The sequence below is a fragment of the Sulfitobacter sp. UBA4523 genome (assembly GCF_002388305.1).
Lineage (GTDB): Bacteria > Pseudomonadota > Alphaproteobacteria > Rhodobacterales > Rhodobacteraceae > Sulfitobacter > Sulfitobacter pontiacus.
Map to the genome: position 1 here is coordinate 167,406 of NZ_DGMH01000024.1, position 12,099 is coordinate 179,504.

A 12,099-nucleotide genomic window follows, 5' to 3' on the forward strand; every position below is an offset into this window, starting at 1 on the left:
CAGGGTATGGAGAACACGTGAGCCTTTGGGATTCTTACAAGATGCGCGTGCGGCGCAAGCGGCGGTTGATCCGGGCGCTGCGCAAGTCGTCCGAGCTGACACATGTTCAGGACAACACCAGCGCCATCCGTCCCGATGATGTCTTGCTTGTCTGCACCATGCGGAACGAGAAAATCCGGCTCCCGTATTTTCTGGAGTATTATCGAGAGCTGGGGATCAACCACTTTCTCTTTGTCGATAACGGGTCCGACGACGGCAGTGCCGATTACCTGCGCGGGATGAAGGATGTCTCTGTCTGGCATACCGACGCCAGCTATCGGCGGTCGGGGTTCGGTGTCGACTGGATGAACTACCTCAAACGCAAATACGCGCACGGGCATTGGGTGCTGGTTGTCGATCCGGATGAATTCTTTGTCTATCCGTTTTGCGATACGCGGCCGGTTCAGGCGCTGACCGACTGGCTGGACAACTGCGAGATCCGCAGCTTTGGCGCGATGCTGCTGGATGTCTACCCCAAGGGACGGTTGGGGGATGAACCCTATCAAGAGGGGCAGAACCCGATGGAGATCGCATCGTGGTTCGACAGCGGCAACTACGCGATCTCGCGCAATGCCAAATATGGAAACCTGTGGATACAGGGCGGGCCGCGTGCGCGGGTATTTTTCAAGCACAAGCCCGCCAAGGCCCCCGCGCTGAACAAGGTGCCCCTGGTCAAATGGGACCGGCGCTATGCCTATGTCAGTTCCACCCATATGCTGCTGCCGCGCGGGTTGAACCGTGTCTATGACGAATGGGGCGGAGAGAAAGCATCAGGCGTGCTGCTTCATGCCAAATTCCTGGATACCTTTAGCGCCAAGGCGGCAGAGGAACTTGTGCGCGGCCAGCACTATGCCAAATCCATCGAATACAAGACCTATGCCAACAACCCCGACCAGAACCCGCAGCTGTGGGGCAAGTGGTCCGAGAAATACATCAACTGGCGCCAGCTCGAGATTCTGGGGCTCATGTCCAAGGGGAACTGGGCATGAGCGTCGGGATCGTCATGCTGGTGCACACCGCCCTTGGCCGCGCCGAACAGGTCGCGCGGCATTGGACGGCGGCGGGCTGTCCGGTGGTGATCCACGTCGATAAATCGGTGCCACGCCAGACCCATGATGCTTTTGTGCAGGCGCTCGCGGATGTGCCCGCGCTGGTGTTCAGCAAAAGATACCGTTGCGAATGGGGGACATGGGGGCTGGTGGCCGCCTCGCAAACCGCGTCCGAGATGATGCTGAACCGCTTTCCGGATGTGCGCCATGTATATCTGGCATCGGGGTCATGCCTGCCGCTGCGTCCGGTGAAAGAGCTGATCGACTATCTTGCCGCCCGCCCGCGCACCGATTTTATCGAAAGCGCCACTACAGCCGATGTGCCCTGGACCGTTGGCGGGCTGGACGAAGAACGTTTTACCATGCGTTTTCCCTTCTCGTGGAAACGGCGGCGCTATCTTTTCGACAAGGCGGTGGCTGTACAGCGCTTTCTCGGGCTCAAGCGGCGTATCCCCAAGGGGGTCGTGCCGCATATGGGGTCGCAATGGTGGTGCTTGACGCGGCAAACCCTGTCGGCGATCCTGCAAGACCCGAAACGCGCGGCATACGACGCTTATTTCCGCCACGTCTGGATACCGGATGAAAGCTACTTCCAGACGCTCGCCCGGCTGTATTCGACCCAGATCGAAAGCCGGTCGCTGACCCTGTCCAAGTTCGATTTTCAGGGCAAGCCGCATATCTTTTACGACGATCACCTCCAGCTTCTGCGGCGGTCCGATTGCTTTGTCGCGCGCAAGATATGGCCCAAAGCGGACAGGCTCTACGAGGCGTTCCTCACCGATGAGGCGGGTGCCATGAAGCGGACAGAGCCGAACCCCGGCAAGATCGACCGTGTCTTTGCCAAAGCGGTCGAACGGCGCACGCGGGGGCGGGCGGGGCTCTATATGCAAAGCCGCTTCCCCAATGAAGATTGGGAAAACGGCGTCACTGCCGCGCCCTATTCCGTCTTTCAGGGATTTGTCGAGCTGTTCGAGAACTTTGAATCCTGGCTCACCAAATCCACCGGCGCGCGGGTGCATGGCCATCTGTTCGCACCGGATCGCGTGCATTTTGCCGATGGGCAGAACTCGATCAACGGGGCGCTGAGCAATAGCGCCAAGATACGCGACTACGACCCCAAGGCATTTCTGACCAATCTGATCTGGAACACCCGTGGCGAACGTCAATGCTTCCAGTTCGGCCCGCAGGACAATCAGGATATCGTCTGGAACATCGCCAAGGATCCGAATGCGCAGGTGTCGGTGATCACCGGGGCTTGGGCCGTGCCGTTGTTCCGGTCCAATCAGGATTTCGCCGACATTCGCCGCACCGCCGCCGCGCTGCAAAAGATCGAAAGCGAACATATGAAGGTGCTGCGGTCGCATTACGCCAAGGCGCGGGTGCGTATCTGGACGATGGCCGAATTCATCGAAGCCCCGATGGAGCCGCTGCAAAGCATTCTGGACGAGATCGGGCAGGTCAAAACAGGTCGTCTGTCCGAGGTGCCAAAGATGGCGGATCTCACCGGCTTTGGCCAATTCCTGCAGAACCTCAAGAACCAGGGGATGCACCCCTATCTGATGGGCGACTTTCCTGTTGAACGTGGCATGTCGGCCCCCCAGAAACCGCCGCGCAAACCCTATCTGGTGCAGTAAATATGAGTTCTAATTTCAAAAGCTTTGTCGTCTTTGCCGAAATGCGCACGGGCTCCAACTTTCTGGAGAGTAACCTGAACGCCTTTGACGGGATCACCTGCCACGGCGAGGCCTTCAACCCGCATTTTATCGGCTACCCCAAAAGCACCGAGATTTTGGGCGTAGACCAGCAAACACGGGACGACGACCCGACAAAGCTGCTGGTTGCGATACGCGACAAGACCAAGGGCATCGGCGGGTTTCGCTATTTCCACAACCACGATCCGCGCGTTCTGGATCCGCTGCTGGAAGACGACACCTGCGCCAAGATCATCCTGACGCGCAACCCTGTCGAAAGCTACGTCAGCTGGAAGATCGCGCGCAGCACGGGGCAGTGGAAATTGACGGATGTGAAAGCGCGGAAAAAGGCGCAAGCCGTCTTTGACGAAGAAGAATTCTCGGACCACCTAGAGGCGCTTCAGGCGTTTCAGCTGACACTGTTGAACCGGTTGCAGACGCTGGGGCAGACGGCGTTTTACGTGGCCTATGAGGATCTGCAAAGCGTCGAGGTGATGAACGGTCTGGCGCGGTATCTGGGCGTGGATCACCCGCTAGAGGCGTTGGATAAAAGTCTGAAGAAGCAGAACCCCGACCCGATCTCGGCCAAGGTCAGCAATTATGACGATATGCTGGATGCGCTTGGCCGGATGGATCGCTTCGACCTGACCCGCACCCCGAATTTCGAACCCCGACGCGGGCCGGTGGTGCCGTCCTATGTCGCGGCGGCCGAAGCTCCGTTGCTTTATCTGCCCTTGCGCAGCGGGCCAGAGCCGCAGGTGCTGGACTGGATGGCGGCGCTGGATGGTGTCGGGCGGGACAAGCTGCAAACCAAGTTGAACCAGAAGCAGTTGCGCCAATGGAAGCGCCGGCATCCCGGTCACCGCAGTTTTACCGTGCTGCGGCATCCGGTGGACCGTGCGCATGACGCGTTCTGCCGGCACATCGTGACCACGGACAAAGGCAGCTACCCGCAGCTGCGCATGACGTTGATCAACCGCTACAAGCTGCCGTTGCCGAAAGGCGAACCGGACAACAGCTATGACGCTGACGCACATCGCGCGGCGTTCAAGGCGTTTCTGAGTTTCCTCAAGGGGAATCTGAACGGGCAGACAGCAATCCGTGTGGATCAGGCGTGGTGCACGCAGGCGCAGGCGGTACAGGGTTTCGGTGAATTCGCCTTGCCCGACCGGATCATCCGCGAGGATGAGCTGGCCGCAGAGCTGTCAGCCTTGGCGCAAAGCGTCGGGGTGCAACCGCCCGCAGCCTTGCCCGCACGACCCGCAACCCACCCCTATGCGCTGGCCGACATCTATGATGCCGACATCGAAAAACGCGCATCCGACGCGTACCAACGGGACTATATGATGTTCGGGTTCAAAAGCTGGGGGTAGCGCCGCTTAGGCGGCCTGCGTTGCCTGTGCTTCGGTCAGGATCGCGTAAAGCGTGGCAGGGTCCGGGTTGGCCCGCAGCTTAGAGCAGACAGAGGCATTGCGCAGCGTACGCGACACCAGCGCCAGCGCCTTGAGGTGTTCGACACCCGCGCTTTCAGGGGCAAACAGGGCAAAGGCGATATCGACCGGCTGGCGGTCGACCGCGTTGAAATCGATCGGCTTGTCGAGAAGTACAAAGGCGCCCAGCACATTGTCCAGACCTTCAAGCCGCGCGTGGGGCAGCGCGACCCCGTGGCCCACGCCTGTCGGACCAAGGGATTCGCGCGTCATCAAGGCTTCGACCACCGCGGCGGCTTTCAAGCCGTAAGCATTATGCGCCAGCTCCCCGATATCGTGGAGCAGGCGTTTCTTGCTTGAGGCCGATGTGAGGACTTTGACAGCCCCCGGCTTTAGGAGTTTCGCAAAATTCATTCTGCTCGCTCTGTTCTCGGCCGCTGATGGGTCCGGTTTGTGTTACGACGGATCGATCCAGCCGATGTTGCCGTCATCGCGACGGTAGACAACGTTTACGCCTTCTTGACCGTCTTTGCGGAAGACCACGACAGGCGTTCCCGAAATTTCCATCTGCATCACAGCTTCACCCACAGACAAGGTCGCGATCTTGGTCTGCATTTCCGCGATGATCATGGGTTGGAGTGTTTCGGGTTCCTGCGCGTCTGAATCGCTTTCTGAGGCGAGGATATACGAGGATGCACCGAAAAGTTCAACCGGTTGCGCGCGCTCGCGATGGTGATCTTTCAACCGTCGCTTGTAGCGCCTCAGCTGCTTTTCCATCTTTGCTGCACATGAATCGAAAGATCCATAGATATCAGTAGCATGCGCTTTCGCTGACGCCGTAAGGCCAGTCGATAGGTGCACCGTCGTTTCGCAGACGAACTCGTGACCGGATTTGGAAAAGATGACATTCGCGTCCGTCGGACGCTCAGCATACTTCTGGACAGCTTCGCCCAATTCCGTTTTCACATGCGTTTGCAGGGCTTCGCCGATGTCGATTTGTTTGCCACTGATTTGGTACCGCATAAATTCTCCTTGTTCTTATGATCCGGACAACACCATAGGCCGCATAAAATGCGGTAAAGGTGGGGTCAGATGCGGGTGAATGACGATGCGACGAGTTTGAGAGACACCATCCCTTTGGGAAGGGGGGGATGCAGCACAAACATGATACGCCGTCTCGCCATAGTCCTATTGAGCGCGTGATTGGGCCGCGTTGTCAAATGAATCCGGCGCATGGATGTGCGGAAACTAGCGCAATATGTCTGTAGTTGATTAGGAAATGCGGAAGTTATCGCCCAGGTAGACCCGGCGCACATTCTCGTTCTGCACGACCTCTTCGGGGGTGCCGGACATCAACACAGTGCCTTCGTGCAAGATGTAAGCACGGTCCACAATATCCAATGTTTCCCGAACGTTATGGTCGGTAATCAGCACGCCGATGCCGCGCTTTTTCAGATCGGCAACCAGATGGCGGATGTCATCCACCGAAATCGGGTCCACGCCCGCAAAGGGCTCGTCGAGCAGCAGGTATTTGGGATCGGCAGCCAGACAACGTGCGATTTCCACGCGGCGACGCTCCCCACCTGACAGGGCCAAGGCCGGCGCACGGCGCAGGTGTTCGATGGAAAATTCCGACAGCAAGGCTTCAAGCCGTTCACGCCGCCCGCGCGCGTCAGAGATAGAGATATCCAGAATCGCCGAGATATTGTCTTGCACGCTCAGCCCGCGAAAGATGCTCATCTCTTGCGGGAGGTAGCCGATGCCAAGCTGTGCGCGGCGATACATCGGCAGGGTGGTGACGTTCTTGCCATCAATCGTGACAGTGCCGCCTTCGGGCATGACCAGCCCGGCCACGGCGTAAAACGTGGTCGTCTTGCCGGACCCGTTCGGCCCCAGCAGGGCAACAACCTCGCCCCGGTTCAGCTCCATCGAGAAGTCGCGGATGACGGTTTTCTTGCGGTAGGATTTACGCAGGTGTTCGATGCGCAGACCGCTTGCGCCATCCGTGACCGTCAAATTCGGGGAAGACATCAGTTGTTGCTGCCCGTTTGCAGGATTGTTTTCACGCGGCCGGACATCTGCGCCGTGCCGTCCGACAGCTTGACGCTCATGGTGTCAGAGCTGAGCGCATTGCGCCCTTGGGTCAGCAGCACGTTCCCCGACATCACGATCGTGCCCGTGTCGATGTCGTAATCCGCGCGCTCTGATTCGGCGGCGTCCTTGCCCGAGACAAGGGTCACACCGCCCGTCGCTTCAAGCCGCGCGATGCCTTCGGCCTCTGCACGGTACACAACCAGAACGCGTGCGGCGGACAGGCGCATCTCGCCCTGACCGATCAGCACATTTCCAGTGAAAACAGCCGATCCGTCCCCTTGATCGACTGACAGGTTGTCGGCGGTCACCTCGACGGGCAGGCCGGTATCCTGACGGATCGACCCAAAGGCCACATTGGTCCCTTGTGCGGCGATTGGCATCGCGGAAAGGAGCAGGAAAACGGGCAGCAGTAGGTGTTTCACGTGCGTCACTCTGATTTGGATTTCGGTTTGTATATCAGCTTCACCCGGTTTGTGAAAACCAATTGGGGGGCGGTTTGTTCATCTGTTTGCGTTATCGACATGGCACCAGCCTCCAGCGTACCACCTGGGGTAGTGCCGTGGACCGCGCCCGGCGACTGGATATTCAGCCCTGACAGGTCTGACGTGATCTTTTCGCTTTGCAGTCGGTATCCGGTCGAGGTCGTCAGGATCACCTTGCCCAGCAGATCGGCCACGTCCTCGGCGATGTCAAAATCGGCGAGATCCGATTGCAGGCGAAATGTCGATCCCTCGGGGGTGTTGATCGTCGCACGCAGGTTTTCGGCGTGGTTCATGCCGGTCTGCCCGTCGGGGCGGGTGAGCACATCGGCGTAGAACGACAGCTCGTCCCCCTCTGACGTTGCGCCGGTAAAGAAGGGGCCGGTGATCTGCTGGTCGCGCAGGCGATCTTGCACCTCTTTCTCGGCAAAGGGGATGGCCTGCCCGGGATCAATCGCGCGCGACAGCAGGAACAGGGTCGACAGCAGGCCAAGCGCTGCCAAGGGGAACAGCACCTTGAGCCAAGAGATCAGCCTTGTGTAACGGTCCCCCTGCATCGCGCCCTAGCCCAGACCGACGCGTAGGCAGTCGTGGATATGCAGCAGACCTGCGGGGACGTCCCCTTGGGCGGGGTCCAGCACCAGCAGACAGGTGATCTTGCGGGCGTTCATGATGCCCACGGCCTTTTCCGCCAGCGCGTCGGGTGCGACGGTGACAGGGGTCGGCGTCATGACCTCGCGCGCGGTTTTGGACATCAGCCCCTCAAGGTGACGCCCCAAATCGCCGCTGGTGATGATACCGGCCAGCGCGCCGTTGCTGTCGGTGACAATCACCACGCCAAAGGATTTACTGCTCATCGCCATCAGCGCGTCGGACATCGGGGCATCGACCTGCACCAGCGGAAGCGCATCGCCCGTGTGCATCAGATCAGCGACGCGGCTAAGCCGTGCGCCAAGTTTGCCACCGGGGTGGAATTCGCGGAAATGTTCGGCGGTGAAGGCGCGGTTTTCCATCAGGGCAATCGCCACAGCATCCCCCATCGCCAGTGTCATCGTGGTCGATGTCGACGGCACCACGCCGGTCCCGCAGGCCTCTGCCAGTTGCGGCAGTTCCAGCACCACGTCGCATTGCGCGCCAAGGCTGCTTTGCGCGCGGCTGGTGATGCCGATCAGCGGGATGGAAAAGCGGCGCGAATAGGCGATCAGATTGGCAAGCTCCGGCGCTTCGCCCGAGTTCGAGATCGCAAGCACCACATCATCGCCGGTGATCATCCCCAGATCGCCGTGGCTTGCCTCGGCAGGGTGGACGAACTGCGCGGGCGTGCCCGTGCTTGCCAGCGTCGCGGCGATCTTTTTGGCGATATGGCCGGATTTGCCGATGCCGGTGACAATCACCCGCCCACGGGTCGCGACCAGCAGGTCGATCGCCTGACGAAAACGGTCGTCCAGACTGTCGGCCAGTTGTTCAAGCGCTTGGGCTTCGGTGCGGATGACGCGGCGGGCGGTATCTAGGAAAGGTGTGGTCATGCGTGTGCAAAAATATCCGTTTCGGGCCAGCCGTCCAAATCGAGTTGGGCACGGGTTGGCAAAAATTCAAAACACGCTTGCGCGAGCTCGATGCGTCCTTCGCGGATCAACATCTGGTTCAGCACGTCCCGCAGCTTGTGCAGGTGCAGCACGTCCGAGGCGGCATAGTCGATCTGCGCTTTGGTCAGCGTCTCGGCACCCCAATCACTGGATTGCTGCTGTTTGGAGATATCGACGCTCAGCAGTTCTTGGCAGAGTTTGGCAAGCCCGTGGCGGTCGGTATAGGTGCGCACAAGGCGGCTGGCGATCTTGGTGCAATAGACCGGCGCGGCCTTGGCCCCAAAGGTGTTCAGCAAAGCCGCGATGTCAAACCGGCCATAGTGGAACAGCTTGAGCACATGCGGGTCTTCAAGCAGGGCACAAAGATTAGGGGCCTCGGTCTGGCCCTTGGCAATCTGGACCAGATGCGCGTTCCCGTCACCGCCGGACAACTGCACGACACACAGCCGGTCACGGTGCGGATGCAGCCCCATGGTTTCGCAATCGATCGCGACCATCGGTCCAAGGTTCAGCCCGTCGGGCAGGTCATTTTGGTAAACTGTATTTGTCATGCCCTCCCTATATCCTGACGGCGCGCGTTGGGAAAGCATCGCTTTCTGCGCGGCCTCAGGCGGTGGCGATTTCCGGCAGGTCGGGGCGTGGGTAGGCTTCAAGCAGGGCAGCAACCCTTTGATGCGCGACCAGACCGGCCCAATCATCGCGGATCAGCGGACGCGGCAGCGCGGGGTGCTTCAGCGCAAGGCGGCGCCAATTATGCACGATCAGGCAGCGCAGGGTCGCAATTTGCAATGGCGTCAGCGTGTCGGCGCCGGCAAGGTCGCGCGCGACATGGTGCAAGGCGTCTGACAACTGCGCATAGCTTTCGGCAAGGGAGGCAGGCTCTAGCTGGCGCTTCATCCAGTCGGGGGCAGCCTGACCGGGCAGCATGGCCGCGTCTTTGGGCACAGGCAGGGCGGCATCCCCGACATAAAGGCGCGGCATCAACGTGGTGAACCCCGCCTTTTCCAGCGCGCCAGAGTCGGCGTCATCTGTCACGACCATTTGCCAGTGTTCGGGCAGATCGTCAGGGGTGGCGTAGATCCGGCCACTGGCCGCCTGACTTTGGGCGCGGCCTTCGGGGGTCAGGCTGTGATGGCTGATCCGCCCGTGTTTCTCGGACGCGATCCATTTGTCCTTGCGCAAACGATGCAGGGCCACGCGCGCGGCCTCGGGGCGGACGTCCATCGCCGACATGATCGCCGACAGCACCGGCCCGCCGATGATCTGCCCTTCCTGTCGGGCCAGATCACCAAAGAGACTGATCATCAAAGACCAGACGCGCTGGCCGCCAAGGTCTTTCAGAGGGGCGATCGCAAGGTCAAAGTCGTCAATAGGCATTCATCGTCAGCAATTCATACTCGGCCACGGCGGCATCATCCTGATTGGTCAGGGTCACGTGCCAGCGTACCTCACCGTATTCGTCATTGCGAGGCGTCTTTGCCTTGACACCGAGCCGGACCTTGATGCTGTCGCCCGCCTGCACCGGCGCCATAAAGCGCAGGTTGTCCAGCCCGGTATTCGCCAGCACAGGGCCGGGGTCAGGCTGCACGAACAGCCCTGCGGCAAAGCTCAGCAGCAGATAGCCATGGGCAACACGGCCCGGAAAGAACGGGTTCGCCTTGGCGGCAGCGTCATCCATATGCGCGTAAAACGTATCACCGGTGAAATGGGCGAAAGTCTCGATATCCTCCAGCGACACGGTGCGGCTGGCAGAATTGAACGTCTCGCCCAGATCCAGCGCGCCAAAGCGGCGGGTGAACGGGTGGTCGCGGTCCGAAATCTCGGTCGCGCCGGGCACCCATTGCTTGCCGATGGCGGTCAGAATATCGGGGCTGCCCTGAATGGCGGTGCGCTGCATATAGTGCATGACGCCGCGCACGCCGCCCAGTTCCTCGCCGCCGCCTGCACGCCCCGGACCCCCGTGGACCATATGGGGCAGGGGGGCACCGTGGCCCGTCGCCTCGGCCATCGAGTCGCGGTTGTTGAAATAGAGCCGCCCGTGAAACGCGCCTGCGCCCATGACCATGTCGCGTGCGGTCTCGCCGTCGCGGGTGATGATGGAGGCGACCAGTGACCCTTTGCCTTTGTTCAGCAGCGCGATGGCGTGATCGGTGTCGCGGTAAGGCATGATGGTGGATACAGGGCCAAAAGCCTCGGTGTCGTGCACATGCGTGGCGGCATCGGGATCGGCGCAGTGGAACAGCATCGGCGGGACAAAGGCACCTTTCTGCGCATCCGCACCCTCGACAGCAAAGGCATCGGGGTCACCAAAGACACGCGTCGCCTCTGACCCGATCAGGGCGGCTTTCTCAAGCACGTCGCGGCGCTGCGATTGCGAAACAAGCGCGCCCATTTTCGTGCCTTCAAGACGGGGATCGCCGATGGTGACTTTGGCCAGCCGGTCCGACAGCGCGGCGATCAGCGCATCCACATGGGGTTGCGGTACCATGATCCGGCGGATGGCGGTGCATTTCTGCCCCGCCTTGGCCGTCATCTCGCGCTGGACCTCTTTCACAAACAGATCAAACTCGGGCGTGCCGGGGCCCGCATCAGACCCTAACACAGAGGCATTGAGACTATCCTGTTCAGACGCGAACCGGACGGAGCGTTCGACCAACACAGGGTTGCTGCGCAGTTTCAGCGCGGTTTCGGCAGAGCCGGTAAAGCTGACGACATCCTGACAATCGAGGTGGTCCAGCATATCGCCCAAGCCTCCCGTCACCAACTGGATCGCGCCGTCTGGCAGAATACCGGATTGGATCATCAGGCGGAAACAGGCCTCGGTCACCTGACAGGTGGCGGTGGCGGGTTTGACGATGGCAGGCACCCCGGCCAGCAGCGTCGGGGCGAGCTTTTCCAACATGCCCCAAACGGGGAAGTTGAACGCGTTGATATGCACCGCAACGCCCTGCAACGGCGTGCAGATGTGGCGGCCCATGAACTGACCCGCGCGGCCCAGCTGTTCGACGGGACCATCAAGATAGACCTGATCATCCGGCATTTCGCGGCGACCTTTGGCGGCGTAGACCTGCATCGTGCCGATCCCGCCATCCACATCGATCATGTGGTCAGCCTGCGTGCCGCCTGTGTCGAACGACAGCTCGTAAAGGCTCTGTTTATGGTCATTGAGGTAGAGCGCGACGGACTTGAGCATCCGGGCTCGGTCGTGAAATGTGAGCTTGCGCAGGGCAGGGCCGCCGATGTCACGGGCATAGGCCAGCATCGTCTGAACCTGCAGCGCGTCATTACCGGCTTGGGCGATCACATCGCCGGTGATAGCACTTGCGATGTTGCGTGCACCGGCACCGGGGTTGATCCATTGTCCGGCGGCAAAGCTTTGGATATCGCGCATATTGGGCCCCTTAGTGATGGTCGTAGTCAATGAAAAGCGTGTCGCTCAGCGGATAGCTTTGGCAGCTCAGCCGGTATCCGCGTTCAACTTCGTAGTCCTCAAGCGCGTGGTTCGACAGCATCTCGACCTCGCCTTCGGTGACCTTGCACATGCAGGTCGAACAGACCCCCGCCTTGCAGGCAAAAGGCGCATCAAGGTTATTCTCTAGCGCGGCATCCAGCACCGACTGCCCCTTGGCCATGGTAAAGCTGTGCTGCGCGCCGTCGATTTTCACGGTCACCTGCGTTTGCGCCTGACCTTCGCTACGCTTGGCCATTTCCTGTTTCGCCAGACGGCCCTG

13 protein-coding genes are annotated in these 12,099 nt (G+C 60.4%); 3 read left to right on the forward strand and 10 right to left on the reverse strand.

Going from position 1 to position 12,099, the window contains the following annotated elements; genetic code table 11:
- Positions 1-41 precede the first annotated feature (41 nt).
- From B3849_RS06605 to B3849_RS06615, 3 genes are read left to right on the forward strand one after another with little or no spacing between them, the layout of a single operon-like run.
- Entirely contained in the window at positions 42-1,028 is a 987-nt protein-coding gene (locus B3849_RS06605; RefSeq protein ID WP_009825623.1) for a glycosyltransferase family 2 protein, read from the forward strand.
- Positions 1,025-2,722, forward strand: coding sequence for a beta-1,6-N-acetylglucosaminyltransferase (locus B3849_RS06610; RefSeq protein WP_278424985.1), 1,698 nt, complete (start codon positions 1,025-1,027; stop codon positions 2,720-2,722). Before B3849_RS06605 ends, B3849_RS06610 begins: the two co-directional genes overlap by 4 nt.
- Positions 2,723-2,724: 2 nt before the next feature.
- Entirely contained in the window at positions 2,725-4,152 is a 1,428-nt protein-coding gene (locus tag B3849_RS06615) for a sulfotransferase family 2 domain-containing protein (RefSeq protein ID WP_278424984.1), read from the forward strand.
- A 6-nt stretch (positions 4,153-4,158) separates the two neighbouring features.
- Here the strand turns inward: B3849_RS06615 and B3849_RS06620 are convergent, their stop codons facing one another.
- The 10 genes from B3849_RS06620 to B3849_RS06665 form a co-directional block, all read right to left on the reverse strand.
- Positions 4,159-4,623 carry a PTS sugar transporter subunit IIA gene (locus tag B3849_RS06620; protein WP_005850566.1) on the reverse strand — a complete coding sequence of 155 codons (465 nt, stop codon included), beginning with the start codon at positions 4,621-4,623 and terminating at the stop codon, positions 4,159-4,161.
- A 42-nt stretch (positions 4,624-4,665) separates the two neighbouring features.
- A complete protein-coding gene (gene hpf / locus B3849_RS06625) occupies positions 4,666-5,232 on the reverse strand; it encodes a ribosome hibernation-promoting factor, HPF/YfiA family (protein WP_005850565.1) in 567 nt (188 codons plus the stop codon).
- A 249-nt stretch (positions 5,233-5,481) separates the two neighbouring features.
- Positions 5,482-6,240 carry an LPS export ABC transporter ATP-binding protein gene (gene lptB, locus B3849_RS06630; RefSeq protein WP_005850564.1) on the reverse strand — a complete coding sequence of 253 codons (759 nt, stop codon included), beginning with the start codon at positions 6,238-6,240 and terminating at the stop codon, positions 5,482-5,484.
- A complete protein-coding gene (locus tag B3849_RS06635) occupies positions 6,240-6,734 on the reverse strand; it encodes an LptA/OstA family protein (protein ID WP_005850563.1) in 495 nt (164 codons plus the stop codon). The genes lptB and B3849_RS06635 overlap by 1 nt, the downstream gene beginning before the upstream one ends.
- Positions 6,731-7,339: an LPS export ABC transporter periplasmic protein LptC gene (gene lptC, locus B3849_RS06640; protein WP_009825618.1), complete on the reverse strand. Its 609-nt coding sequence runs from the start codon at positions 7,337-7,339 to the stop codon at positions 6,731-6,733. Before lptC ends, B3849_RS06635 begins: the two co-directional genes overlap by 4 nt.
- Before the next feature lie 6 nt (positions 7,340-7,345).
- Positions 7,346-8,308 carry a KpsF/GutQ family sugar-phosphate isomerase gene (locus B3849_RS06645; RefSeq protein ID WP_005850561.1) on the reverse strand — a complete coding sequence of 321 codons (963 nt, stop codon included), beginning with the start codon at positions 8,306-8,308 and terminating at the stop codon, positions 7,346-7,348.
- On the reverse strand, positions 8,305-8,919 hold the full coding sequence (locus B3849_RS06650; protein ID WP_005850559.1) for a ribonuclease D: 615 nt from the start codon (positions 8,917-8,919) through the stop codon (positions 8,305-8,307). The genes B3849_RS06645 and B3849_RS06650 overlap by 4 nt, the downstream gene beginning before the upstream one ends.
- 55 nt (positions 8,920-8,974) lie before the next feature.
- On the reverse strand, positions 8,975-9,745 hold the full coding sequence (locus B3849_RS06655; protein ID WP_278424983.1) for a PaaX family transcriptional regulator C-terminal domain-containing protein: 771 nt from the start codon (positions 9,743-9,745) through the stop codon (positions 8,975-8,977).
- Positions 9,735-11,759: a phenylacetic acid degradation bifunctional protein PaaZ gene (paaZ, locus tag B3849_RS06660; RefSeq protein ID WP_278424982.1), complete on the reverse strand. Its 2,025-nt coding sequence runs from the start codon at positions 11,757-11,759 to the stop codon at positions 9,735-9,737. The genes B3849_RS06655 and paaZ overlap by 11 nt, the downstream gene beginning before the upstream one ends.
- Positions 11,760-11,769: 10 nt before the next feature.
- On the reverse strand, positions 11,770-12,099 hold a 330-nt coding region (locus B3849_RS06665; RefSeq protein ID WP_286779930.1), incomplete at its 5' end, for a 2Fe-2S iron-sulfur cluster-binding protein.